Below are 23,792 nucleotides of genomic sequence, written 5' to 3'. Positions count from 1 at the left end.
CCCGCCCGCCCCCCCCCCGGGCCCCGGGCGGCTTCCCCCACCGGGTGGGGCGGCCCCGCGTCTGGTTTTTTTTTGCGCGGGTACGCACGCGGGGGCGCGGGCCCCGCCCCCCCGCCACGGCTCCCGGAGAGCGAGAGATTCTCGCTGAGCCGCATCCAGTCCGGCTCAGCGGGCACCGTTCCGGCTCTCCCGACCCAGCGCAGAACGACAACGTCCGCGGAGCGACGACTCGCCGTGCAACTCGCCGCGCGACACGCGGTCTCAGGCGGAGGCGTCCGCCTCGCGCGCCCCCTCGGCCTTGCGGCGTACCAGCTCGACGATGCGGCCGAGGTTGAGGGTCCAGCCGACGCCGAAGACGTGCGGGCTGATCAGGTGCTCGCCCTCCGGGTCCCAGACGCGCTCGCGGATGCGCTCGACGGTCGGGACGCGGAACTCGTAGGGGACGAACCCGGCGACGGTGCCGTGCCAGGTGCGGTCCTCCTTGTCCTTCTGCAGCTCCTTGGTGATCGCCGCGACGACCAGCGCGACCACGATGAGCTGGAACAGGTTGGGCCCGCCCCGCTTCTTGCCGTGCTTGTCGAGGTGCTGCTTCTTGGCGTGCTGGATCTCCTGCTTCTTGCCCATCGCGGCCTCCGCTCGTCGGTTCTCACCCATCGTGCCTCAGGAGGACGGCGACCGCCGCGACGACGCACACCGCCGCCGTCGTCAGCAGGCCCACCGAGAAGCTGGTGCCCGCCGCGATGAAGCCCACCACGAGCGACCCGAGCCCCGTGCCGGCGTCGAACCCGATGTTCCACACGGCGCTGGCGGTGCTGTGCTGCCGCGCCGGCACCGCGGCGAAGGCCGCGACGAGCGTGAGGTTCTGCAGGCTCCCGTAGGAGACGCCCACCACCGTCATCCCGAGCACGAGCAGCGACGGGCGTACGCCGCCGGCCGCGATCGCCGCAGCGCACAGCGCGAGGCCGCCGGCGCAGACGAGGAGCAACGGCGCGAGGAAGACGCGCGGCCCGAACCGGTCGGCGAACCCGCCCACGCCCCAGCGCGCGAGGGCGGTCGCGGCGGTGAAGCCGAGGAGCCCCGCCACCGCCGCGCCCGCGCCGCCCGCGAACTGCGGCGCGAACGTGAGCAGCGCGCCGCCCGGCGTCGTCACCGCGAGGAGCACCAGCGACGGCATCAGCAGGGCGAGCAGCGTGCGGCCCCGGCCCGTCGCGGCTCCCGCGTCCGGCACGGCGTCGGAGACCTCGGCACGGGAACCGGCGGCGTCGGTGGCGGCAGCGTCGAGCCGACGCCCGAGCAGGGCCGCGAACGGCACCGCGAGCACCGGCAGCGCGCCGAGGGCGAAGACCACGCGGAAGTCGAGGGTCTCGGCGACCCACGCCGCGCTCGGCACCAGCACCAGCTGCGGGAACGCGATCGACAGCCCGTACAGGCCGATGGCCCGGCCGTGCCGCGGACCGTCGACGAGGGCCGCGACCGCCGTCGACCCGCACACCGTGAGCACCGCGAACCCGGTGCCCCGCACCGCCGACAGCGCCAGGAGCCAGCCGAGGTGGTCGGTGGCCATGAACAGCAGCGACGGCGCACCCAGCAGCATGACGCCCACCACCATCGTCACGCGCCAGCCCACCCGGCGCAGCAGCCACGGCACCGTGGTCTGCGTGAGCACCGTGGCGAGCATGAGCACCGCGTTGACGAGGCCGGCGCCGCCCTCGGTCGCGCCGCCGCGCACCGCCCACAGCGGCGCGGCGGGCAGCAGCAGCGCGTACCCCGAGAAGCCCAGCGCCGACATCGCCAGCAGCGGCCGGAACCCCGGGACGCGGGCGACGGACGACGACGAACGGGGGGCGGGACGGCGCATCGGGCGAACCTACCGCGCGTCCCGCACCCCGCCGTCACCTCAGCAGGCCGTTGATGCGGTCGTTCACCTCCGTGAGCGTGGAGACGTCGCGGTCCCCGATGTAGATCTCGTCCATGATCGGCATCATCACCGAGTCGATCGCGCCGAACTGCTCGGTCACGGGGAAGAAGAGGGTCTGCTTCTTCTCCACCAGGTCCGTGAACACCGAGACGTCCAGGCCGCGGTCCGCGAACGCGTCGATCGCGGCGTCGGTGCCGGCGGGCCGCGCCGGGAAGACCACCCCGGCCTCCCCCACGATGCGCTGGCAGTCGTCCGAGCCGAGGAACTCCACCCAGCGGGCGGCCTCCTCCGGGTTCGGCGACTGGGCGCTGATCGAGTCGGCGAGGCCGTTGTACATCGACACCGGGTGGCCGACGGGGCCGCTCGGCAGGCTCGCGATGCCCAGGTCGACGCCCTCGAGGTTGGCGTACGTGCCGAGCATCCACGACCCGTTCGCGGAGATCGCGGCACGCCCCGAGCCGAGGGCCTGCTGCGGGTTGGGCTCCGTGCCGACCTCCTCGTACGGCGCCATGAACCCCTTGTCGACCAGGCCGAACAGCCACTTCAGCGAGGACTGCACGCGCGGGTCGTCGAAGTGGTACTCCGTGCCCCACACGTCCGCGTCGGTGAACTTCCAGCCTGTCGCCCCGGCCAGCCACGACCACGTCGTCTGGCCGGACGTACCGCCCGAGCCGTTCGACGCCAGGCCGTAGACGGCCACGTGCTTCGGGTCGAAGCCCTCCTCGTCGCCGCGCACCCCGTTCTCGTCCACGCTGAGGTGGGCGAGCACCTTCTCGAAGCTCCCGCCGTCCTCGGGGTTCCAGTCGAGGCCCTCGAGGTCCGCCGGGCTCAGCCCCGCCTCGGACAGCACGTTCGTGTCGTAGAACAGCGCGACCGTGTCGAAGTCCTTCGGCATGCCGTACTGGGCGCCGTCCTGCCCCACCCACAGGTCCGCGAGGCCCTCCTGGAAGCCGCCGTAGTCGACGTCGGCCGTCGCGTCGAGGGAGTTCAGGTCGAGCAGCAGCCCCTTCTGGGCGAACCCCGGGTACTGGGTGAGGTGGTCGGTGAAGACGTCCGGCCCGGCCCCCGCCACGAACCCGGCGGTGAGCTTGCGCCAGTAGTCGTTCCAGCCGTACTGGCTGATCCGGACCTTGAGGTCCGGGTTCTGCTCCTCGAAGGCGTCCGCGCACCGCTGGTAGGCGGGCAGCTGGTTGGCGTCCCAGAGCCAGTAGTCCACGGTGACGGAGTCCTCCGCCGAGCCGGGGACCGCGCAGCCCGCGAGGGCCAGGGTGCCCGCGGCCAGCGCCGCGGCCAGGGACGCTGTGGTTCGACGTGTACGCACGACGGTCCTCCTCACTTGATCCCGTTGAAGCCGATGGAGTTGACGATCCGCTTCGCGAACGCGAGGAACAGCAGGATCATCGGCAGCGCGGCCACCAGGGTCGCGGCCATCAGTCCGGCCCAGTCCGGTCCCGTCTGCGGGGTCTGCGCGGTGAAGTTGCCGAGCGCCACGGTGAGCACCCGCGAGTCGTCGGTGTAGGAGACCATCAGGGGCCAGAAGTAGTCGTTCCACGACCCGATGTACGTGAGGATCGCGATGGTCGCGATCGGCCCCATCGACATCGGGATGATGATCGCGAAGAACACCCTGACCTTGCTGGCGCCGTCGATGAGGGCCGCCTCCTCGACCTCCGTGGAGACGTTCATGAAGAACTGCCGCAGGAAGAAGATCGCGAACGGCGTCATGAACAGGCCCGGCAGCATGATGCCGAGCAGCGTGTCGATCAGCCCCAGCTCCCGCACCAGGATGAAGTTCGGCAGCAGCGTGAAGATCACCGGCACCATCAGCGACAGCAGGAAGACGGCGAACACGGCGTTGCGGCCCCGCCAGTGCAGCCGGGAGAACGCGTACGCAGCCATCGCGGAGAAGAACACCTGGCAGACGGTGACCACCGTGGCCACCACCACCGAGTTGCGCAGGTAGAGCCAGAAGTCGATGGACGCCCCGGAGCCGCCCTGCGCGATGGCCTCCTCGGTGGACTGCAGCCCGAAGACGCGCTCGAAGCCGCCCCAGCTGAAGTCGACCGGCAGCAGCGAGGTCGCGTTGGCGTACAGGGCCCCGTTGCTGGACAGCGCCGTGCGCAGCATCCAGTAGAAGGGGAACAGCGTGACGAGCAGCAGCACCGCCATCACCACCCACGCCAGCACGCGGCGGACGCTCGGCGGGCGGCGCCGGCGCGTGGCCGGCGCGGGCTGCGAGGGGGGCGCCGCGGTGGTCGCGGGCTCGGGCAGGGTGGTCGTGGTCTCGGTCATCGTCGCCCGCTCCCTAGTTCAGGTCCGTCTGGCCGGCCCGCGTCATGCGGTACTGGAAGAAGGTGACGACCACCAGGATCAGCAGCATGGCCACGCTCAGCGCGGACGCGTAGCCGAAGTCGAACTGCCCGAACGCCTTGTCGTAGATGTAGAGCTGCAGCACCCGGCTGGCGTCGACCGGACCGCCGTTCGTCGTGACCGCGACGGTGTCGAACACCTGGAACGAGCCGATCACCGAGATGATCAGCACCAGCCCGAGGATGGGTCGCAGCAGCGGCAGGGTGATCCCGAAGAACGTGCGCGTCTCGGAGGCGCCGTCCACGCGGGCCGCCTCGTACGTGGTGTGCGGGATGGTCTGCAGCCCGGCGAAGATCAGCAGCGCCGTGTAGCCCATGTGCCGCCAGACGTTCACGACGGCGATGGTCGGGATGGCCCAGGCCTCCGACGTGAAGAAGCCGATGCGGTCCAGGCCCAGCCACTCGAGCACCTGGTTCCCGATGCCGAGCTGGTAGTCGAGGATCCACAGGAACACGAGCGCCGCGACCACGTTCGACACCAGGTACGGCGCCAGGACGAGCGAGCGCAGCAGCGTGGACCGGCTGAGCCGCTGCATCAACATCGCGAGCAGCAGCGCCACCACGGTCTGCAGCACGATGTTGATGACGACGTACTCGAGCGTGACTCGCACGGCGTTCCAGAACACCGGGTCGCCGACCATCTCGCGGTAGTTGTCCAGGCCCACGAACCGGGCCGGGCTGAGCAGGTCCCAGGACGTGAAGCTCAGCCAGATGCCGCGGACCAGCGGCCAGAAGTAGAAGACCAGCAGGCCGACGGTGGCCGGCAGGATGAAGAGCAGGGCGAGCCGGGTGTCGTCCCGGCGGCCCACCCGTCCCTCGCGGACGGTCCGTGCGGACGGCACGGTCGGTGCAGCCATCAAGATCCTCCTTGCGTCGTTGCAAGCAGTGCTCTGTCGGTGCCGGCGCGGGCCGGCACGGCCCGGCGTCGTCGATGACGCCGGGCCGGTGGTGCGCTCAGTCGCGGGCGGGGCGGCTCCCGAAGTCCGGGATGGGCAGCCGGTGCCCGCCCGCGAGCGCGGACTCGTGCGCGACGATGCCGGGCGCGGTGAACGCCGCGGACCGCCAGGCGTCGACCGGCGGGTGCTCCCCCGTGACCACACCGCGGACGAAGTCGTCGGCGAGGAAGTGGTGCGAGCCCTCGTGCCCGTTGGGTGCCTCGGCGTACGCGGCGGGCAGCCGGGTGCGGTCGTGCACGGGCGCGGAGCCGGACGTGAACGCCTCCCGCAGCGCCGGATCCACGTCGGCGAGGTCGGCGTCATCGCCGTTCCCGCGGACGGGGACGAAGTCGGCGGAGACGTCCGTGGACGTCTCCTTGTCGTTCCACACGCTCTGGTGCGCGAGCTGCTCGAAGCTCGCCTCCGTGCCGAAGAAGCGGAACCGCGACTCGCGGATGTGGGACGGGTAGCCCACGCGGCGCATCTCGTTGGTGCGCATCGCACCGCCGTCGGCCAGCTCGAACAGCGCCGTGGCGTTGGAGAAGCTGTTGCCGAACTGGCTGATCTCCCGGTCGAAGACGCCGTCGCCGCGCTCGTCCTCCACACCGATGCAGCTCACGCTGACGGCGCGGGTGGGCAGGGCCCCGAGGACGCCGCCGATCGCGTGGGTCGGGTAGAGCATGGGCGGGTAGCTGGCGGTGGCCTTCCAGTTCTCGCCGCCGCTGTACTGGTAGGCGGCGTAGAACCCGAGGTCCATGTCGTGGACGTAGTCGCCCTCGGCGTAGAAGACCCGGCCGAGCGCGCCCTCCCGCACCCTCTCGCGGACGAAGACGGTGGCCGGGTTGTAGTAGCTCGTCTCGCCCATCATGTAGGTGAGGCCGGTGCGCTCGACGGCCGCGATGATCGCCTCGATGTCGGTGAGCGCGGTGGCCATCGGCACGGCCGAGTACACGTGCTTGCCCGCCTCCAGCGCGGCCAGGACGAGCGGCGCGTGCGTCCACCGCTGCGTGAAGATCGCGACGGCGTCGACGTCCGAGTCGAGCATCTCCTCGAAGCTGTCGACGACGGTCGCGCGGTCGTAGCGGCCCGCGAGCGCCTTGGCCCGCTCCGGCACGAGGTCGGTGATGGTGAGCCGGTCGACGTTCGGGTGCAGGTCCCAGAGCGTGGCGAAGCTCCGGGAGAACTGCCCGGCGCCGACGATGCCGATGCTGATCGAGCCGGCGTCCTCGGGGAGCGGGGCGGTCGGGTCGAGGGGAAGAGCGGACAACGGTGCCTCCTGCGGGGGTCGGGTCATGCCGGTGCGGTGTGGTGGGGCGGGGGGTCGACGAGCATCCACTGGCAGGCCACGACTGCCGCGCCGCGGGCCCACTCGTCGAAGCCGGACGTGAAGGCGACCACCCGGGGCAGGGTCGCGTTCGGGTCGAGGTGGTCGGCGATCGCAGCGTCCATGCGGCGCCGGGCGTGGGCGATCATGCCCAGGCCGTCGCCGGCGAGGATCACGGCGGGCAGCCCGAGCATGTTCGCGAGCTCCGCGACGAGCACGCCCAGGGCATGGCCGGCGTCCTCGAAGACGCGCAGGGCGACGGGGTCCCCCGCCGCCGCGAGCCCGAGCGCCTCCTCCAGGTCGAGGTCGGCCCGGCCGTGCGGCACGCCGATGCCCTGGGTGATGGACGCGGTGGTGAGGAAGGCGGAGGCGCAGCCGCGGTGCCCGTGCGAGCAGACGGGGCCGGAGTCGGCGACGCGGGTGTGCCCGATGCGCCCGACCCGGCCCGTGGGGCCGGCGAGCACGCGGTCCTCGATGACGATGCCCAGGCCGACGCCGACGCCGACGGTCAGGACGGCGAAGTCGCTCATCCCGCGGCCGGGCCCGGACCAGTGCACGCCTGCGGTCAGCGCGCGGGCGTCCTCGCTGAGGACGGTGGGGATGCCGGTCGCCTTCTCCAGGATCCGGGCCAGGGGGACCTGGTCCCAGCCGAGGAAGGAGTTGGCGCGCACGGTGTCGTCGAACCGCGACATCTGGCCGGCCAGGCCGACCCCGAGCGCCTGGATCTCGCCCGGGCCCGAGAGTTCGTTCACCAGTTCAATGATCTCGGCCACGACGGTGTCCTGCTCGACGTCGGCCAGCGGGCGGTGCGCGAAGACCTCCACCGTCCCGGCGGCGTCCGTCCGGACCGCGTACACCTCGTCCGCGGTGACCTTGACGCCGAGGAACCGGTGCCGGTCGGCGTGCAGCACGAGCGGCGCCCCCGGACGACCCGGCGTGTCCGCCGCGGTCGGGGCCGTGGCCTCGCCGATCAGGCCGGAACCGAGCAGCGGCTGCGTGATCTTCGTGATGCTCGCCGGCGAGCGCTCGAGGCGCCGCGCGAGCTCCGCCCGGGAGAGCGGCCCGGCCAGCAGCAGGGCGCGCACCACCGCCCGGGCGGAGGGCCCGAGCGAACCGAGGCGAGGGAGGTCTGCGCGGCGTTGCACCCCCACACCCTGACGGCTATTCCTTCACCTTGTCAATGAATGGGCCCGACCTGCTCCGGCGCGCTGCGCAGGTCGTCCGCCCGCCCGTCGGCCACGATGATCCAGCAGATCCCGATCCAGGACGACCCCCAGGAGACCGACCGATGTCCTTCCAGGCGTACCTCGACAACGTCGAGACCCAGACCGGCCTCACCCCGCGCCAGCTCGTCGACGCGGCCGCCGAGCAGGGGTTCGGCCCCGAGAGCAAGACCACCCCCGTCGTCGCCTGGCTCAAGGAGACCTACGGCATCGGGCACGGCCACGCCCAGGCCGTGGCGCACGTCATCGTCAAGGGCGACCGGATCAGCTCCAAGCACGTCGGGTCGGACGGGTCGCACCGCGACGCGAGCGACCGGCTCTGGCTCGACGGCAAGGACTCCCGGCCCGCGGACTGGTGACCGGCGACCGGTGACCGGTGACTTCGGAGGTGGCCGGCGACGCGTCAGTCGCCCGGCCACTCCCCCGTCCACCGCTCGAACGCGCGCGCGCCGCCGCGGTCGATGACGGCCTTCACGACGGCGAAGATCGCGCCCTGCAGCAGCGAGGCCAGCAGGATCTCGCGCAGGCGGTACTCGGACTGCAGCGGCGTGGGCGCGTCGTCGGGGTGGCCCGGCGCGACGCGCTTGTAGACCTGCTTGAAGACCTGCGCGGCGACGAGCCCGCCGACGATCGAGCTCACGATCCCGACGGGCTTGTACAGGAGCTTCGCGGCCTTGCCGCCGCTCTTCTCGGTGCGGACGGCGTCGATGTCCTCGCTCATGCCCCGACGCTAGGCCCGGCGCACGCGTCCCGCACGGGACGCCGGCCGGCACCGACGTCCACCGACGTTCGTTACAGTGCCAGGGTCGCCGCGGGCCCCGCCCCGCGACAGACTCCGGACCGACCGAGGACGACCGCCGAGGAGGACGCGTGATCCGCACCGTGCGCCCCCTGCTGACCGGGCGGCACGGCCGCCTCGCCGGCGTCCTCCTCGTCCTCACCCTGATCGCGGGCGTCGTCCTCATGCACGCCATGAGCGGCTCCGCGTCACAGCACGGCGGCGGCGGGCATCACGCCGTCACCGTCGCGGCGGAGCACCACGCCGCCACGCTCGGCGCGGCGCACAGCACCACGCCGGACGCCGCACCGGACAGCGCGCCCGGCATCGCGCCCGCGGTCACCGCCGACGACGACCGCGCCCCCGCCGGGTGCGGCGACGGCGGCTGCGGCAGCCACGACATCGTCACGGCGATGTGCCTCATGATCCTGGCCGTGCTGCTGGTGCTCGCCGGCCCCGGCGCGCGCTCGCTGCTGCGCGTCGAGGGGCCGCGGGGCGGGCCCTGGCACCCGCTCGCCGCCGCCTCCCGACCGGCGGCCGGCCCCTCGCTGCACGCCCTCGGGATCTCTCGGACGTAGGCCCGCCCGTCCGCGGCGCCGTCGCGCCCGGACACCGGGGCCCGCACGGGCCCGGCAAGCGGAAGCCCACCGAGAGAGGTACCACCACCCATGAAGCACACCTACCTGGCGCGCGCCCGCGTGCCCGCGCTGGCGCTCGCCGTCGCCGTCTCCCTCGCCGCGTGCAGCGGCGGCAGCGACGACGACGGCGGCGGCCACGCCATGCCCGGGATGTCCGGCGGCACGTCGGACGCGACGCCAGGCGCGGAGGCCGGCGCGGAGGCGAACGCCGCCGACGTGATGTTCGCGCAGATGATGGTCCCCCACCACGAGCAGGCGATCGAGATGGCGGACGTCCTGCTCGCCAAGGACGGGATCGGCCCCGAGCTGGTCGACCTGGCGGAGCAGATCAAGGCCGCCCAGGGGCCCGAGATCGAGACCCTGACCGGCTGGCTGGAGGCCTGGGGCGCCGAGCCCGCGGCCGACGGCCACGCCGGCATGGGCGACGGGACCGGCGACGGGATGATGACGGCCGGCGACATGCAGGCCCTCGACGACGCCCGCGGCGCCGACGCGGAACGGCTCTTCCTCGAGCAGATGGTGGTGCACCACGAGGGAGCGGTCGACATGGCGCGGACCGAGGTCTCCGACGGCGAGCACGCGGACGCGGTCGCGATGGCGCAGTCCGTCGTCGACACGCAGACCGACGAGATCCAGCAGATGAAGGAGCTCCTCGGGTCCCGGTGACCGCCGCGCGGTGCGCCGGCCCCGGGTCGGCGCACCGCGCGCGGTCGCCCCGGCGGCAGCCCCCCTGCCGTGATCGTTTCGTGACTTATGGCCGTTCGGTGCGATACCTTCTGCCCGGCGGTCCAGGCACTGAGAGAGGTCGCATGACACCCCACGTTCTTCGGGACACCGCACGGCGCGGCGCCCCCGGCTCCACCTGCACCGTCGCACGGTCGGCGCGATGACGACCACGCAGCCCGCCCCCGCCACCGCGCGGACGTACCCCAGCCGGCGCGACCCCGGCCGCGGCGGCCGCCCCCGCCCCGTCGCCACCGAGCGGCCGCACACCCCAGCCCCCCTCGTCGTCGAGCCAGTCCGCGTCGCCGCGCCCGTCCGCGAGGCCCGCATCCCGCGGCCCACGGCACCCGCACAGGCCGCACCCGTCCGCGAGGCCCGCATCCCGTACCCCGCGCAACCCGCCGCACCCGCACAGGCCGCCGCGCCCGTCCGCACGACCGAGCCGGCCCCGGAGCCGCCGCGCGCGTTCCCGCACGCCCACGTCTTCGGCCCGACGCACGTCGCGGCGCCCGGGCGAACCCCGGCGCACGTGCCCAGCCGCGTGTCGGCCCGCAAGCCGCGCAAGGGGCCGAACCGCTGGACGAGCCTCGGCGTCGGCCTCACGGTCGCGGTCGCCACCACGACGACGCTCACCGCCATCGCGCCGCAGGCCGTGGCGCCCGAGGGCGACGACCAGCCGACGACCGGCGCGCTGGAGTCGATCACCGCCGCGGCGCAGGCCGCCGTCGGCGACCGGGACGGTGCGGCTTCCCGCAGCGGAGCCCGCTCGGACGCCAAGGCGGGGGCCAAGGCGGCCGCGAAGGCCAGCACCGTCAGGACGACCGCGGGGGGCGCCGCGCAGATCCGCGTGTCGGACCAGGCGACGATGTCGGTCGAGACGCTCGACGGCGGCGAGATCGAGGCGGCACCGCCGGTCCTGCCCGGGTGCTCGGGCGAGGCGACCGGGCTCGGGAGCAACGGCCTGATCGCGTCGAGCGAGCTCTGCACGCTGTGGGACGGGCACACCCGCATCCGTGCGGACGCGGCCGTCGCGCTCGCCGAGCTCAACGAGGCCTACCGGGCGGTGTGGGGCGAGCCGATGTGCATCACCGACGGCTTCCGCAGCTACTCCCAGCAGGTCGCGACCAAGGCCGCGAAGGGGTATCTCGCGGCGCCCCCCGGCACGTCGAACCACGGCTGGGGCCTCGCCGTCGACATCTGCCCCGAGACCTACGCGGGCTCCCGCTGGGCGTGGCTGGCCGCGAACGCCCCCGCCTTCGGGTGGGACAACCCGGACTGGGCGCGGCCCGGCGGATCCAAGTACGAGCCGTGGCACTGGGAGTTCACGGACGCCGTCGCGCGGATGGGCTGAGCCCTCGCGGACGAGCCGCTGAGGATGCGCGAAGGGCCTCCGGCCCGGGGAAGTCCCCGGGCCGGAGGCCCTTCGCATGCGGTGCGACGCGTCAGATCTTCGGGGTCGCGGTGGTGGTGCCCCCGACGATCTTCGTGGTCGGCGCGACCGAGATGCGGTACTTGTACTTCGTCCCGCTGGTGAACTTGTAGGTGCGGAGCCCGTACTTGTCCAACGTGAGCGTCTTGCGGGTGTGCCAGCCGGTGGCGTTCTTGTACTGGACCTTCACCTTGGCGTACGAGTACGCGTGCCAGCCGGACGGCGTGAACTTCTTCAGGCCGACCTTGACGGTCTTGTGGCTGCCGCTGGACGTCACCCGGATGACGTTGCCGTACTTGAGCTTGCCGTCGATGGCCGAGCGCATCTTGAAGGTGCCGCCGGAGTACGACGCGTCCTTGAACCAGTGGTCCGCCTTCGGGGCGTCGTAGTCGGTGTCGACCACCAGGCGGACGTTCTTGACCTTGAAGTCGCCCCGGCCCCACCAGTTCTTCGCCGTGATGTAGCCGTTCAGGCTCTTGTAGTTCTGCGACGCCACGACGCCGAGCTTCACCTTCGAGGCGACGCGCTGCGAACCCTTGTAGACGTCGGCGTAGACGTCCGCCCACCAGTACTCGCCCCAGGAGCTGACGTCGCCGACCTTCACGGTCGTGCGGACGTTGTAGCCCTTGGTCTTGTAGTTGATCGCGTAGGTGCCGTTGGACGGCGTCACCTTGACGGAGGTCACGTCGATCGCCGGGGCGGTCGCGGCGGTCGCGGGCGCGACGGCGGTGCCGAGCAGCAGCGAGGCCGCCGCCACCGTGGTGACCGCGAGCTTGGACAGAAGGCGCATGGGGACCCTTTCGAGGGGAGAGACGAGCCGCGCGGATCGTATTCGGGCGAGACCGACCCGTGCCCGCCGAAACTGTCCGTGGCCCGAAATTTCACCCGCTCCCGGCTCGCGCGGGGCGGCGCTCCGGCGTGTCCCGGGCGCCGACGGTTCGCCGCGTCTACCGTCGTCGCGACGATCCCCACGTGCGCGACGACGGAGGAACCCATGACGTTCACCCACCCGCAGGGCACCCACGGCGCGCGCCAGCCGCGCGGCCCGCTCCTCGCCTTCATCAACAGGCGGATGGCGAGCCGGATCCGTCGCAAAGGCGGCAGCGCGGCGGGCGGGGACACGATCGTGCTGACCACGATCGGTCGCAAGAGCGGCCAGGAGCGGCCCGTGCCCGTCGCGTCGTTCCCCAGCCCCGACGGCGGCTGGTACGTCGTGGCGTCGGCGGCGGGCGCGGCGAACAACCCCGCCTGGTACCTCAACCTGGCGGCCCACCCCGACGACGTGACCGTCGAGACCGGCGGCGAGAAGGTCGCCGTGTCGGCCGCCGAGCTGCACGGCGAGGAGCGCGCGGCCGCGTGGAAGCTGGTCGTCACGACGGCGCCCGGGTTCGCGGGCTACGCGGACAAGACGGACCGCGAGCTGCCCGTCGTCCACCTCACGCGACGGTGACGCCGGGCGCCTCAGACCACCGCGAGCGCCCGGTCGAGGTCGTCGAGCTGGACGTCGGCGCCCTCGAGCCCGACGGACAGCCGGACCAGGCCGGTCGAGAGCCCGTCGGCCCGCAGCCGGTCGGCGTTGTCCGCCCGCACGGGCGAGCTGACGAGGCTCTCGTAGCCGCCCCAGCTCACGCCGATGCGGAACACCCGCAGCGCGTCGACGAAGCGCTCCACGGAGGCGAACGTCCCGTCCCGCAGCTCGAGGCTGAGCAGCCCGGAGAAGCCCGTGAGCTGGGCGCGCACGACGGCGTCGTCGGGCCCGGGGTCGGCGGAGGGGTGGTGGACGGCGGCCACCGCCGCGTGCCGCTGCAGGTGCTCGACGACGCGCAGCGCGTTGGCCTGGTGCTGCTCCATCCGCACGGGCAGCGTGCGCAGCCCGCGCAGCACGAGCGACGCCTCCATCGCCGACATCACGGCGCCGAAGAGCTGGTGCCCGCGGTAGAAGACCTCGCGGAGCAGCTCGGCCGAGCCGATCACCGCCCCGCCGGTCACGTCGCTGTGCCCGCCCACGTACTTGGTGAGCGAGTGGATCACGAGGTCGACGCCCAGCTCGAGCGGCTTCTGGAACAGCGGCGTGGCCCAGGTGTTGTCGATCGCGGTGCGGATTCCGCGGCGGCGGGCGAGGGCGGTCAGGGCGCGCAGGTCCACGACCCGCATGAGCATCGTGCCCGGGCTCTCCACGTAGACCAGGGCGGTGTTGTCCCGGAGGTGCTCCTCGAGGTCGGCGGCCGGGTCCGTCACGACCGTGTGCTCGACGCCGAACCGCTCCAGGTGTCGGGCGAGCTCGAGCGTGGGGCCGTAGACGTTGTTGACGAACAGCACGTGGTCGCCGGCGCGCAGCAGCCCGCCCAGCACGGCACCGATCGCGCCCATGCCCGAGCCGAAGCACTTGGCCGCCTCGCCGCGCTCCAGGAGGGCGAGCTGCCGCTCGAGGAACGCGACCGTGGGGTTGGTGCCCCGGCTGTAGACGAAGTTCTCGTGCTCGGCCGCCTGCTGGCGCGCGAACTCCGCGAACGTGGGCTTGGTGAACAGGCTCGTCTGGAAGACCGGCGGCGCGACGGCGCCGGTCTCGGCGCCCGGGCCCACCCACGGCCCGGCGCAGATCTCCCGGTCGAGCTGGCCGACCGTCATCGTTCGCCCGTCACTGCGCGGCGGATCCGCTCGACCGGCACCTTGGGCTCGCGGGCCGCGGTGAGCAGGCCGTTGGTCTCCTGCATGGTGTCGGTGAGCTGCGTCCAGCAGGAGCCGGCGAGGAAGCCGCTCGCGCGCACGGCGTCGTACAGCGCCGTGACCCGCGCGACCCAGTCGTCGCCGTCCTGCGCGGCCGTGTACCCCCAGCCGTCGGCGCGCTGGTCCCCGGGCTGGTAGTTGACCCCGCCGAACTCGGTGAGCATGACGGGCTGCCCGGCGTCCGCCCAGCCGCCCACCATCTGGCTGCGCCCCGACGGCGCGATACCGCCCACGACGCGCTCCCGGGCCGCGGCGTCGGCGTACCGCCGAGCGAGGACGGCGCCGTCCCCCTCGTAGTCGTGCACCGTGATGATGTCGGTGTTCTGCTGCTCCCAGCCGTCGTTGGAGATCACCGGCCGCGACGGGTCGAGCGCGCGCGTGAGGTCGGTGAGCGCGCGCGAGTACGCCTGCTGGGCCGGGTCGTCGACGACGTGCTGGATGCCCCACGACTCGTTGAACGGCACCCAGGTGACGATCGACGGGTGCGAGACGTCGCGGTCGACGGCCTCCATCCACTCGCGGGTCAGGCGCTGCACGGCGACGGGCGAGAACTCGTACGCGCCGGGGGTCTCGCCCCACACGAGGATGCCGAGGCGGTCCGCCCAGTACAGGAAGCGCGGGTCCTCGATCTTCTGGTGGATGCGGCACGCGTTGAACCCGAGCTCCTTGATCAGCTCGGCCTCGCGGCGCAGGGCGTCGGCCGACGGCGCGGCGAGGTGGCTCTCGGGCCAGTAGCCCTGGTTGAGCACGGAGCGCACGTCGTAGGGGTAGCCGTTGAGCAGGAACGCGCCGTCGCCCACCCCGAGGCTCCGCACGCCCAGGTAGGACGAGACCGCGTCGAGCATGGCGCCGTCGGCGTCGAGCACGGACACGACGGCGTCGACCAGGCGGGGCTTCTCGGGCGACCAGGTCAGCTCGTCCTCGGCCTGGCCGTTGCGCTGGCGGGCGAGCGGCACGCTGACGTCCACGGCGGACGTCGTGCGGACGGTCGTGACCTCGACGGTGCCGAGGTCCTCGTCCCGCTCGTCGAACCGGAGCGCGACGCGCACACGCGTCCCGGCAGGCACGGGGCCGCGCAGGCGGACGGTGAGGTCGACGGCGGCCGGGCCGACGGGCAGCCAGCGCAGGTGCTCGACGCTCGTGACGGGCACGGCCTCGAGCCACACGGTCTGCCAGATGCCGGTGGTGCGGCGGTACCAGATGGCGTGCGCCTCCTCGTGCCAGTCCTGCTTGCCGCGGGGCTGGGTGAGGTCGTGCGGGTCGTCCTCGGCGCGCACCACGAGCAGGTGCTCGGCGTCGTCGGCGACGTGGGCGGTGACGTCGAGGGTGAACGGGGTGTGGCCGCCCTCGTGCTCGCCGACGAGCGCGCCGTCGACCCACACGGACGCGCGGTGGTCGACGGCGCCGAGGTGCAGCAGCACGCGCGGCGCGGCGGAGGACCTTCCGGCGGCCTCGAGGTCGGCGGGCCGGATCGTGCGCGCGTACCAGACGACGGGGTGGAAGCCGGGCTCGGCGACGCCCGACGCGACCGACTCCGGCGGGAACGGCACGGTGATGTCGCGGCTCTCCCCCAGGCCCGCGGCCCAGCCCGCGGCGAGGCCGGCGTCGGCGTCGTCGTGGCGGAACTCCCACGTGCCGTCGAGCGACGCCCACGCGGCCCGCATCAGCTGCGGCCGCGGGTACGTGCCGTCCTGGCGGGAGGCGAGCGGGAGGTGGTCGGGTGCCTGGCCGGAAGCCTGGTCGGGCGCGTGGCCGGCGCGGGTCGCCGTCGTCGTGGTCGTCGTCGTCACGACCGCGACTATACAGCGCTGTAAAGAAGTCGGGCCGACGCTACGGTGAACCCCGTGAAGAGAGTGACGCTCCAGGACGTCGCGACGCACGCGGGCGTGTCGATGAAGACCGTCTCCAACGTCGTGCGCGACTACCAGCACGTCAGCCCGGCGATGCGCGAGCGGGTCCGCGCCGCCATCGACGAGCTCGGCTACCGGCCCGACGTCCGCGGGCGGAGCCTCGCGACCGGGCGGTCGAGCATGCTCGCCCTCGCCTTCCCCGACCTGCGCTGGCCGTACTTCGCCGAGCTCGCGCACCTGTTCGCGCGCGCCTGCGCCCAGCGGGGCTACCGGCTGCTGCTCGAGGAGACCGGCGGCACCCGCGAGGGCGAGCTCGCCGTGCTGCGCGACCGGGACGCCGGCATCGTCGACGGCATCGTCCTGCACCCGCAGGCGCTCTCCGTCGCCGAGCTGGCCGAGCACGGCCAGGGCACGCCCATGGTTCTGCTCGGCGAGGCACCCCAGGCCCCCGGCGTCGACCAGGTGACCATGGACAACGTCGCGGCCGCCGGCGAGGCCGTCGCCCACCTCGTCCGCTCGGGGCGACGCATCGGCTTCCTCGGCCACGAGACCGACGAGCTGTCGCACACGTCCCGCCTGCGGCTGGAGGGCTACCGCCGGGGGCTCGAGCAGGCCGGGCTCCCGGTGGACGAGGCGCTCCTCGTGCCGCGCCGCACGGGCGACGCGCTCGGCGCCGAGGAGGGCCTGAGCGCCGCGCTCGACCGCGGCCTGCGGGTGGACGCCCTGCTGTGCCGCGACGACCACGCCGCCATCGGCGCGCTGCGCGCTCTGCGCCTGCACGGCCTCGACGTCCCCGGCGACGTCGCCATCGTCGGCTGGGACGCCACGATCCTCACCGCGAGCACCACCCCGAGCATCACCAGCATCGCCCCGGACACGACGGCGCTCGTCGCGCGGACGCTCGACCTCCTCCTGGAGCGGGTCGACGGCACCGACGCCCCCGGCCGGCTCGTCACCGTCGGGCACAGCCTGGTGGTGCGGGAGAGCGCGCCCGCGCCCGTCGGCGCGGCACCCGGCCCTCGCTGAGGCGTACCCCTCCGCGAGGACCGGGCAGTCAGGTCACCGGCGTTCCGTCACACGGCGGCGTCGGTCACCGTCGCGAGGAGCTCGACGACGGCGGCGCGGACGTCGTCGGGCAGGCCCACGCCCTCGAGCTCGGCCAGCCGCTCGACCGTCGGCCGGCCGCTGGTCACGACCTCCCACGCCGCGAGCTTCTCCGGGTTGCCGGCCTGCGCCCGCTCCAGCACCGCAAGCACCGCGTCGGCGGGGTCGACCCCCACCCGCAGCGGCGAGCCCACCCGGACGACGGCGCCCGCGGCGGACGCCGCGGTGAACGTGACGCTCCACCGGCCGTCGGTGCCGACGACGGGCACGGCCGCGCCGTCCACCGTCACCTCCCCGGCGGGCAGGAGGGCGAGGAACGTGACCGTCCACTCGCGCTCGGCGGGCACCACGTCGGCGCGGCCGGCGACGGCACCGACGGTCAGCTCGCGGCGGTCGAGGTCCCAGGTCAGGGCCGTCCGGGCGGCGGGCGCGGAGCCCTCGCCCGGCTCCACGGCGTCGTCCTCGGCGTCCTCGGCCAGGTCCAGGTGCCCGGACGCGCCGGGCGCGACGAGCACCTCGAGGGCCGCCGGGTTGCGGGTCGCGTCCCGCTCGGACGGCGCCGCCAGCGGCAGGATCCCGCCGTCGCGCAGCAGCACCGGCACGGACTCGATCGGCCGGTGCAGGTCGACGTGCCGGTCTCCCCCGTAGACGGCGCCCGTGAAGACGTCCGTCCAGCGGCCGGCCGGCAGCCAGGCCCGGGTCCGGGCGAGCAGCGACTCCCGGCTGCGCGGCGTCACGACTGGCGCGACCAGCAGCTCGGAGCCGAAGGCGTACTCGTTCGGCACCCCGTACGCCTCGTGCCGGCGCGGCTCGAGGTGGTACATCGGCCGCACGAGGGGAGTCCCGGCGGCGGCCGCGTGGTTCATGGTGTGCAGGTAGGGCACCAGGCGGTGGCGCAGGCGCAGCGCGTCGCCCATCGCCTGCCGGTGCTCGGCGGGGAACGCCCACGGCTCCTTGCGGATGAACGGGTTGTTCGCGGAGTGCAGGCGCATGATCGGCGAGAACACGCCGTACTGCACCCATCGCGTCGCGAGCTCGTCGTCGCGCACGCCGCGCGTGTGCCCGCCGATGTCGTGGCTCCACCAGCAGTACCCGATGTTCGACGCGGTCGCGGTGAACTCCGGCTGGAACGCGAGCGACTCCCAGGACACGACGGCGTCGCCGGAGAACCCGACGGCGTACCGGTGGCTGCCCGGCCCCGCGTACCGCGAGAACGTCATGCCCGGGCCGCCGTCGCGCGCGGCGTCGAGGTGGTGGAAGTGGTTGAGCAGCCACAGCGGGTCGACGCCGGGCAGGGACGACGTGCCGCCCTGCTGCCAGTCGATCCACCAGAAGTCCACGCCCTGCTCCTCGAGCGGGCGGTGCAGCAGGTCGAAGTAGGCGCGCAGGAACGCCGGGTCGGTGAGGTCGAACGACACGGGCACCTCGGAGGCCGGGTCGATCCCCATCGCCTCGGCCACCGCGGGGTACGCGTCCTCGAAGGCCCGCACGCCGTCGGCGGGGTGCAGGTTGAGCGTCGTGCGCATGCCGCGCGCGTGCAGCGCGCCGAGGAACGCCTCGGGGTCGGGGAAGAGCGTGGGCTCCCACGAGTACCCGGTCCAGCCGTTGCCGAACCGCTCCGGCACCGACCCCACGCGGTGCCAGTCCATGTCGATGACGGCGACGGAGAACGGGACGTCCTCGTCGTCGAACCGGTCCATCAGCTCCAGGTACGACTCCGCCGAGTACGCGTGGTACCGGCTCCACCAGTTGCCCAGCGCCCAGCGCGGCAGGCGCGTGGGCGCGCCGGACACGGCGTACAGCTCGCGCACGGCGCGGGCGTAGTCGCGGCCGTGGGCGAAGACGTAGAGGTCGCGCCCGCCCTCGGCCCGCGTGCCGATCCAGCCGTCCTCGGTGAACAGGAACGACGCCGAGTCGTCGACGACGCCGATGCCGTTGGGCGACACGACGCCCGGCTCGAGCGGGAGGCGGCCGTCCGCGTCGTCCAGCGTCCGCGCTGTGCCGCCCAGGTCGTGGGTCGGCTCGCCGTAGCGCCACCGGCCCGAGTCCGTGCCGCGCAGCTCCACGACGAGGCCGTGCGCGGACGGCTCCCGGCCGTCGTACCGCAACCAGGCACGCGCGGTCGTGATCTCGACGCCGTCGCCGAACGGGCGGGCGGAGAACTCCGCCTCGCCCAGGTCCCGCCGGACGGCGAACGTCGACGCCCGGTCCTCGACGACGCCGTCGGGCGACCACTCGACGCGGAACAGGCTGTCGGACAGGACGGTGACGCGCCAGCCGGCGCCGCGCACCTCCTGCCCGGCCCGGGCCCGCGGGGCGGACCCGGGCAGCGGCCGGACGGTGGGCAGGGCCGGCGTCGTCCCGACGCCGTCGACGCTGTCGGTCACACTGTCGGTCACACTGTCGGTCAGGCTGTCGGTCAGGCTGTCGGTCACGCTGTCGGTCACGGTGGAGCTCCTCGGGTGGTGCGGTGGTGCGTTCGGGGGATCGTGCCGGTCCGGTCAGCTCTTCACGGCGCCCTGGGTGATGCCGCTGATGACCCACCGCTGGGCGATGAGGTACACGATGATCGTCGGCGCCATCGCCATGAGGTACGACGCGAACGCCACGTTGTAGTTGGTGCCGAACTGGCTCTGGAAGATGTTCTGCACCACGGGCAGCACCTGGAGCGTCGGGTCGGACACGATCATCGACGGCAGCATGAAGTCGTTCCACGACGCGAGGAACGCGAAGATGCCGACCGTGGCGATCATCGGGCCCAGCAGCGGCAGGACGATGCGCCAGAAGACCTGCCACGTCGTCGCGCCGTCGATCCGGGCGCTCTCCTCCAGCTCGACCGGGATCGAGCGCAGGTACGCCGAGAACAGCAGCACGCTGAACGCGAGCTGGAACATGGCGTGCAGGATGGCGACGCCCAGCGGGTTGTCGAGGCCCGTCAGCGCGGTGAGCTTGATCTCCGTCAGCGCGATCACGGGGAACGGCAGGAACATCGACGCGAGCAGGTACACGAACGACCAGCGGAAGAACCGGTGCGACCAGTACCGCACGATCGCGTACGAGGCGAGCGAGCTCAGGAGCAGCGTCAGGGCGACGGTCAGCGCGGCGACGCCCACCGAGATCCCGAACGACACGGGGAAGCGGGTCAGCTGCCACGCCTCGACGAAGCTCTGCGGGTTGAACGGCGCCGGCAGGGCGAAGGCGTTCCCGTCGACGGACTGGCCGCTGGTCTTGAACGCCATCGTGACGGTGACGTACAGCGGGGCGAGCACCGTGAGGGAGCACAGCGCGAGCGCGACGGTGAGCGGCCAGCTCGGGCGGCCGGCGCGCGGCGTCCGGCGACGGTCGCGGCCCGCGGCCGGGGCGCGCCCGGCGAGGGCGGGGGCGGTGGCGGTCACAGGCGGATGTTCCTTCCACGGGAGACGACGAGCTGGAGCACCGAGATGAGCACCGTGATCACGAAGAAGACCGTCGCGTTGGCCATCTGGTAGGCGTAGTCGCCGCCCGTGAAGCCGCCGAAGATCGTCATCGCGACGCTGCTCGTCGCGTTGCCGGGCCCGCCGCCGGTGAGGCCGACGATGATGTCGTAGACGCCGAGGTACCCCTTGATCCCCAGGATCGTGTTGATGAGCACGAAGCCGGCGATCAGCGGGAGGGTGATGGACCGGAACTGGCGCCAGGGCCCGGCGCCGTCCAGCGAGCTCGCCTCGTACAGGTCGCCGGGGATCGACGTCAGCCCGGCCGTGTACACGAGCAGGGCACCCGGGATCGTCTGCCACGCGGACACGACGACGATGGCGAGCCACGCCAGGTCGGGGTTGCCGAGGATGCTCTGGGACAGCGGGTCGAGGCCGACCGCCGTGGCGAACGCCGGCAGGGTGTTCGAGAACAGGTAGTTGAAGACGTAGGCGACGACGATCCCGGAGACCACCATCGGGATCACGAAGATCGCGCGCAGCCCCGCCGCGAAACGGATGCGCTTGGACAGGCCGATGGCGAGGACCAGGGCGATCACCTGCGCCACGACCACCGTCACGAGCGCGAAGCCCAGGGTGAAGCCGTAGGCGCTGCGGATGCCGGGGTCGCCGAGCAGCGCCACGTAGTTGCGCACGCCGAGGAACGACCAGTCACCGAACCCGACGTAGTCGGTGAAGCTGTAGAAGATGCCGACCAGCGCCGGGCCCACCACGAAGACGGTGAACACCAGCAGCGCGGGGACGAGGAACAGGTACGCGATGGCTTCCGGGCGGCCGTGGCGCCGGCGGCGGGCGGTCGCGACGGGCCGCGCCGGGGTCGGCGCGCCCGTGGGCGTCGTGGGGGTCGTCGTGGTGGTCATACCGTGGCCTCCCGGCCCGCGAGACGGCGCCAGTCGGCGTCGAGCTGGTCGAGCATCGCGTCGAAGTTGCCCGACCGGATCGCTTCCTGGAGGTAGTTGCCCAGCGGGATCGAGGTGGGGACGAAGGTGCCGGCACCCTGGTAGAAGGCGGCCGAGTCGACGTACCCCTGCAGCCCGGCGAGCCGCTCGTCCTGCAGCGGCGGGCCGTCCTTCAGGGTGGAGTACGCGAGGTTGTCGGCGTTGTAGCCGTTGAGGATCTCGGGCCGCATGAGGAACTCGACGAGCTCCACGGCCTCGTCGCGGTGCGGGGTGCCGACGGGGATGTAGAGGCAGAGGTCGATGTTGACCCGGGCCTGCCGCTCGTCGGGGTTGTCGCTCACCGGCAGCGCGAACGTGCCGACGTCGAGGTTCTCGTCCACCATCGCGATCTGGCTCAGCGCCCACGGCCCCTGGAGGTACATGGCGGCCTTGCCCCGGCCGAACGCGAGGTTGCCGTCGGCGTAGCCGCGCACCGCGTGGTCCGGGTTGAAGAACGACGAGATCGTCTTGGCGCGCTCCATCGGGACGGCGAGCGTCTTCGCGAACGACACGTCGGAGTCGGGCCCGACGTCCGTACCGAGCTCCTTCATCCGGCCGAAGAACTCGCCCGTGTCGACGAGGCTGCCGACGGAGTAGTCGAACAGGCCCTGCCAGAGCGTCCAGGTGTCGCGGTCGGTCGCGTAGATCGGCGTGATGCCGGCCTTCTGCAGCTCCGTGCAGACGTCCACGAACTGGGTCCACGTGGTCGGCACGGGCAGGTCGTGCTCGGCGAAGATCGCCTTGTTGTAGATGACGCCGGCGGCCGCGAGGGAGTACGGCAGCACGCTGGTGCGCCCCGCGTACGTCGCGTACTGGTCGGTGAGCCCGCTGATGTCGGTCCGCACCGTCGACGCGGACGGCAGGCCGGACAGGTCGCTCATCTGGCCGCGCGAGATGTACCGCGCGAGCTCCAGGTTGTCGTTGAAGCACCCGACGTCGCCCGGCTCGCCGCGCACGAACTGCGGCGCGATGGCGGTGGTCGAGTCGTGCACGACCCGGATCCCCGGCTGCTCCTTCTCGAAGCGCCGCAGCAGGTCGTCGAAGTAGGCGATGACCTCCTGCTTCTGCTCGTAGAAGGTGATCTCCGTGCGCTTCCCTGCACCGCCCGGTGCGGCGCACGCCGCCAGCGGGACGGCCGCGAGCATGCCCGCGGCTCCCGCCAGGAACGAGCGCCGGCTCACCCTCCTCGGAGGGCCGGCAGTCGTCTTCGATCCCACGTGACGTCTCCTTCGACCACGATCACACCCCGTCTCGGCGACGGGCCGCCCTGAACATACAGCGCTGTAAATTTCGGCGTCAAACGTCCCGGCGAGACCGCGCCGCCGCCTGGGCGCGGCTCCCGCGGCGGGATATCGTGGCCCGGCGGCGCGGCGGGTGCGGGCCGCCCACCGACACGTGAGGGGACGCCGATGGGACGTCGAGGCCGGCTCGTGGCGACGCTCGTCGCGGCGGCCGCCGTCGTGCCGCTGACGGCGTGCTCCCCCGACGAGGCGATGCCGGTGTGCGGGCTGCTCGACGAGGACGTGGTGCGGACCGTCACCGGCGACCTCACCACCACGGCGTTCGGCGCGGCCTCGGACGAGGCCGGCCGCGAGGTCGCGCTCGACCCCGTCCGGCGGCAGGGCAACGGCGTCGACTGCACGATCAGCAACGGCAGCGAGCAGCTCCTCACCGTCTTCGCGATGGACGTGTCCCACGACGCCGAGCGCGACGAGATGCGGTCCGAGTTCGCCGAGGCGGCCGAGGGCTCGGAGCACTGCGCGGCCGTCGACTCGCCCGCCGGGTACGTGTGCCGGGACGTCGACGACAGCGGCGAGACGTACGCCGCCTTCCTGTTCGACGACCGGTGGGTGCGCGTGACCGCCCGCTACCGCGACGACGACGAGCCGCCGAGCGCCGACGTCGTCCTCGGCGTGGCCCGGAACGTCGACGCGACCATCACGGCGTACGACGCGGCACGCTGACCTCGGGCGCCGCGCGGGACCACGCGGTGACGAGCTGCGCCACCCAGGCCAGGGCGAGGAGCGCCAGGCCGGTCACAGCCGCCCAGGACGTCGAGCGCCCGACCGCGAACGCCAGGAGGAACGCGGCGCCGCCCGCCCACACGGCGAAGGTCGCGCCCGCGAACGGCGCGGTCGCCGGCGGCTCCGCGCGACGCCGGGCCACGGCGGAGCGCAGCGCGACGGGCACGGCGAGGAGCAGCCCGAGGGGCACCGCGACCAGGGTCGCCCCGGCGGTCAGCCAGGAGTCCTCGGCGAGCAGCGACGCCAGCACCAGGGCCACCGGCACCACGACGCACGCCGCCCAGCGCCCCGCCCAGGCCACCCGTCGTGCGTCCACGCCGTCCCCGCCCCTCGTCGTAC

General features: G+C 73.1%; 23 protein-coding genes. 7 read left to right on the top strand and 16 right to left on the bottom strand.

Going from position 1 to position 23,792, the window contains the following annotated elements:
• Window positions 1-261: 261 nt before the first annotated feature.
• The 7 genes from ACFWDO_RS05840 to ACFWDO_RS05810 form a co-directional block, all read right to left on the bottom strand.
• Window positions 262-624 (bottom strand): DUF5808 domain-containing protein, encoded by a 363-nt coding sequence (locus tag ACFWDO_RS05840; protein WP_380324628.1) that lies wholly within the window; start codon window positions 622-624, stop codon window positions 262-264.
• A 22-nt stretch (window positions 625-646) separates the two neighbouring features.
• Window positions 647-1,858 carry an MFS transporter gene (locus ACFWDO_RS05835; protein ID WP_380324631.1) on the bottom strand — a complete coding sequence of 404 codons (1,212 nt, stop codon included), beginning with the start codon at window positions 1,856-1,858 and terminating at the stop codon, window positions 647-649.
• 34 nt (window positions 1,859-1,892) lie between these two features.
• Window positions 1,893-3,239, bottom strand: coding sequence for an ABC transporter substrate-binding protein (locus ACFWDO_RS05830; protein ID WP_380324634.1), 1,347 nt, complete (start codon window positions 3,237-3,239; stop codon window positions 1,893-1,895).
• 11 nt (window positions 3,240-3,250) lie between these two features.
• The gene (locus ACFWDO_RS05825) at window positions 3,251-4,210 is read right to left on the bottom strand and encodes a carbohydrate ABC transporter permease (protein WP_380324637.1); all 960 of its coding nucleotides are present in this window, start codon (window positions 4,208-4,210) and stop codon (window positions 3,251-3,253) included.
• A gap of 13 nt (window positions 4,211-4,223) precedes the next feature.
• The gene (locus tag ACFWDO_RS05820) at window positions 4,224-5,144 is read right to left on the bottom strand and encodes a carbohydrate ABC transporter permease (RefSeq protein WP_380324640.1); all 921 of its coding nucleotides are present in this window, start codon (window positions 5,142-5,144) and stop codon (window positions 4,224-4,226) included.
• A gap of 97 nt (window positions 5,145-5,241) precedes the next feature.
• On the bottom strand, window positions 5,242-6,489 hold the full coding sequence (locus tag ACFWDO_RS05815) for a Gfo/Idh/MocA family protein (RefSeq protein ID WP_380324643.1): 1,248 nt from the start codon (window positions 6,487-6,489) through the stop codon (window positions 5,242-5,244).
• 23 nt (window positions 6,490-6,512) lie between these two features.
• Window positions 6,513-7,691: an ROK family protein gene (locus ACFWDO_RS05810; protein WP_380324646.1), complete on the bottom strand. Its 1,179-nt coding sequence runs from the start codon at window positions 7,689-7,691 to the stop codon at window positions 6,513-6,515.
• A 143-nt stretch (window positions 7,692-7,834) separates the two neighbouring features.
• Between ACFWDO_RS05810 and ACFWDO_RS05805 the strand changes: the two genes are divergently transcribed.
• Entirely contained in the window at window positions 7,835-8,128 is a 294-nt protein-coding gene (locus tag ACFWDO_RS05805) for a DUF4287 domain-containing protein (protein WP_380324649.1), read from the top strand.
• A gap of 44 nt (window positions 8,129-8,172) precedes the next feature.
• Here ACFWDO_RS05805 and ACFWDO_RS05800 read toward each other — a convergent pair whose 3' ends face one another.
• A complete protein-coding gene (locus tag ACFWDO_RS05800; protein WP_380324652.1) occupies window positions 8,173-8,490 on the bottom strand; it encodes a DUF4235 domain-containing protein in 318 nt (105 codons plus the stop codon).
• A 149-nt stretch (window positions 8,491-8,639) separates the two neighbouring features.
• On the opposite strand from ACFWDO_RS05800, the gene ACFWDO_RS05795 reads away from it, so the two are divergent.
• From ACFWDO_RS05795 to ACFWDO_RS05785, 3 genes are all read left to right on the top strand, one after another.
• Complete coding sequence (locus ACFWDO_RS05795) at window positions 8,640-9,125, top strand: hypothetical protein (RefSeq protein ID WP_380324655.1); 486 nt, start codon at window positions 8,640-8,642, stop codon at window positions 9,123-9,125.
• 90 nt (window positions 9,126-9,215) lie between these two features.
• Window positions 9,216-9,851 (top strand): DUF305 domain-containing protein, encoded by a 636-nt coding sequence (locus ACFWDO_RS05790; RefSeq protein WP_380324657.1) that lies wholly within the window; start codon window positions 9,216-9,218, stop codon window positions 9,849-9,851.
• A gap of 220 nt (window positions 9,852-10,071) precedes the next feature.
• Complete coding sequence (locus ACFWDO_RS05785; RefSeq protein WP_380324660.1) at window positions 10,072-11,259, top strand: D-alanyl-D-alanine carboxypeptidase family protein; 1,188 nt, start codon at window positions 10,072-10,074, stop codon at window positions 11,257-11,259.
• Window positions 11,260-11,350: 91 nt separating this feature from the next.
• Here the strand turns inward: ACFWDO_RS05785 and ACFWDO_RS05780 are convergent, their stop codons facing one another.
• A complete protein-coding gene (locus tag ACFWDO_RS05780; RefSeq protein ID WP_380319114.1) occupies window positions 11,351-12,127 on the bottom strand; it encodes a hypothetical protein in 777 nt (258 codons plus the stop codon).
• Between the two features lie 204 nt (window positions 12,128-12,331).
• Here ACFWDO_RS05780 and ACFWDO_RS05775 point away from each other — a divergent pair, with 204 nt between their 5' ends.
• The gene (locus ACFWDO_RS05775) at window positions 12,332-12,787 is read left to right on the top strand and encodes a nitroreductase/quinone reductase family protein (protein WP_380319112.1); all 456 of its coding nucleotides are present in this window, start codon (window positions 12,332-12,334) and stop codon (window positions 12,785-12,787) included.
• An 11-nt stretch (window positions 12,788-12,798) separates the two neighbouring features.
• On the opposite strand, the gene ACFWDO_RS05770 is transcribed toward ACFWDO_RS05775, so the two are convergent.
• Both ACFWDO_RS05770 and ACFWDO_RS05765 read right to left on the bottom strand, forming a co-directional pair.
• Window positions 12,799-13,965: a trans-sulfuration enzyme family protein gene (locus ACFWDO_RS05770; RefSeq protein ID WP_380319109.1), complete on the bottom strand. Its 1,167-nt coding sequence runs from the start codon at window positions 13,963-13,965 to the stop codon at window positions 12,799-12,801.
• The gene (locus tag ACFWDO_RS05765) at window positions 13,962-15,854 is read right to left on the bottom strand and encodes a glycoside hydrolase family 2 protein (protein ID WP_380319106.1); all 1,893 of its coding nucleotides are present in this window, start codon (window positions 15,852-15,854) and stop codon (window positions 13,962-13,964) included. Before ACFWDO_RS05765 ends, ACFWDO_RS05770 begins: the two co-directional genes overlap by 4 nt.
• Before the next feature lie 54 nt (window positions 15,855-15,908).
• On the opposite strand from ACFWDO_RS05765, the gene ACFWDO_RS05760 reads away from it, so the two are divergent.
• Entirely contained in the window at window positions 15,909-16,940 is a 1,032-nt protein-coding gene (locus tag ACFWDO_RS05760; protein ID WP_380319103.1) for a LacI family DNA-binding transcriptional regulator, read from the top strand.
• Between the two features lie 47 nt (window positions 16,941-16,987).
• Here the strand turns inward: ACFWDO_RS05760 and ACFWDO_RS05755 are convergent, their stop codons facing one another.
• The 4 genes from ACFWDO_RS05755 to ACFWDO_RS05740 are packed head-to-tail and all read right to left on the bottom strand — an operon-like array spanning window position 16,988 to window position 22,646.
• Window positions 16,988-19,465, bottom strand: coding sequence for a TIM-barrel domain-containing protein (locus ACFWDO_RS05755; protein WP_380319100.1), 2,478 nt, complete (start codon window positions 19,463-19,465; stop codon window positions 16,988-16,990).
• Window positions 19,466-19,519: 54 nt separating this feature from the next.
• Window positions 19,520-20,413, bottom strand: a complete 894-nt coding sequence (locus ACFWDO_RS05750) for a carbohydrate ABC transporter permease (protein WP_380319097.1) — start codon at window positions 20,411-20,413, stop codon at window positions 19,520-19,522.
• Window positions 20,410-21,351, bottom strand: coding sequence for a carbohydrate ABC transporter permease (locus ACFWDO_RS05745; protein ID WP_380319094.1), 942 nt, complete (start codon window positions 21,349-21,351; stop codon window positions 20,410-20,412). The genes ACFWDO_RS05750 and ACFWDO_RS05745 overlap by 4 nt, the downstream gene beginning before the upstream one ends.
• Window positions 21,348-22,646: an ABC transporter substrate-binding protein gene (locus tag ACFWDO_RS05740; RefSeq protein ID WP_380319091.1), complete on the bottom strand. Its 1,299-nt coding sequence runs from the start codon at window positions 22,644-22,646 to the stop codon at window positions 21,348-21,350. Before ACFWDO_RS05740 ends, ACFWDO_RS05745 begins: the two co-directional genes overlap by 4 nt.
• A 192-nt stretch (window positions 22,647-22,838) precedes the next feature.
• Between ACFWDO_RS05740 and ACFWDO_RS05735 the strand changes: the two genes are divergently transcribed.
• On the top strand, window positions 22,839-23,393 hold the full coding sequence (locus ACFWDO_RS05735; RefSeq protein ID WP_380319088.1) for a hypothetical protein: 555 nt from the start codon (window positions 22,839-22,841) through the stop codon (window positions 23,391-23,393).
• On the opposite strand, the gene ACFWDO_RS05730 is transcribed toward ACFWDO_RS05735, so the two are convergent.
• Window positions 23,368-23,769: a hypothetical protein gene (locus tag ACFWDO_RS05730; protein ID WP_380319085.1), complete on the bottom strand. Its 402-nt coding sequence runs from the start codon at window positions 23,767-23,769 to the stop codon at window positions 23,368-23,370. The two genes, ACFWDO_RS05735 and ACFWDO_RS05730, sit on opposite strands and share 26 nt — an antisense overlap.
• Window positions 23,770-23,792 lie beyond the last annotated feature (23 nt).

It is taken from the genome of Isoptericola sp. NPDC060185 (genome assembly GCF_042728595.1).
Lineage (GTDB): Bacteria > Actinomycetota > Actinomycetes > Actinomycetales > Cellulomonadaceae > Isoptericola.
This window is presented reverse-complemented; position numbering and strand designations above follow the sequence as displayed.

Coding starts and splice junctions, on each gene's coding strand:
- ACFWDO_RS05840 (WP_380324628.1), bottom strand. CDS start 624: ATGGGCAAGAAGCAGGAGATCCAGCACGCCAAGAAGCAGCACCTCGAC.
- ACFWDO_RS05835 (WP_380324631.1), bottom strand. CDS start 1,858: ATGCGCCGTCCCGCCCCCCGTTCGTCGTCGTCCGTCGCCCGCGTCCCG.
- ACFWDO_RS05825 (WP_380324637.1), bottom strand. CDS start 4,210: ATGACCGAGACCACGACCACCCTGCCCGAGCCCGCGACCACCGCGGCG.
- ACFWDO_RS05820 (WP_380324640.1), bottom strand. CDS start 5,144: ATGGCTGCACCGACCGTGCCGTCCGCACGGACCGTCCGCGAGGGACGG.
- ACFWDO_RS05805 (WP_380324649.1), top strand. CDS start 7,835: ATGTCCTTCCAGGCGTACCTCGACAACGTCGAGACCCAGACCGGCCTC.
- ACFWDO_RS05800 (WP_380324652.1), bottom strand. CDS start 8,490: ATGAGCGAGGACATCGACGCCGTCCGCACCGAGAAGAGCGGCGGCAAG.
- ACFWDO_RS05790 (WP_380324657.1), top strand. CDS start 9,216: ATGAAGCACACCTACCTGGCGCGCGCCCGCGTGCCCGCGCTGGCGCTC.
- ACFWDO_RS05785 (WP_380324660.1), top strand. CDS start 10,072: ATGACGACCACGCAGCCCGCCCCCGCCACCGCGCGGACGTACCCCAGC.
- ACFWDO_RS05780 (WP_380319114.1), bottom strand. CDS start 12,127: ATGCGCCTTCTGTCCAAGCTCGCGGTCACCACGGTGGCGGCGGCCTCG.
- ACFWDO_RS05775 (WP_380319112.1), top strand. CDS start 12,332: ATGACGTTCACCCACCCGCAGGGCACCCACGGCGCGCGCCAGCCGCGC.
- ACFWDO_RS05770 (WP_380319109.1), bottom strand. CDS start 13,965: ATGACGGTCGGCCAGCTCGACCGGGAGATCTGCGCCGGGCCGTGGGTG.
- ACFWDO_RS05745 (WP_380319094.1), bottom strand. CDS start 21,351: ATGACCACCACGACGACCCCCACGACGCCCACGGGCGCGCCGACCCCG.
- ACFWDO_RS05735 (WP_380319088.1), top strand. CDS start 22,839: ATGGGACGTCGAGGCCGGCTCGTGGCGACGCTCGTCGCGGCGGCCGCC.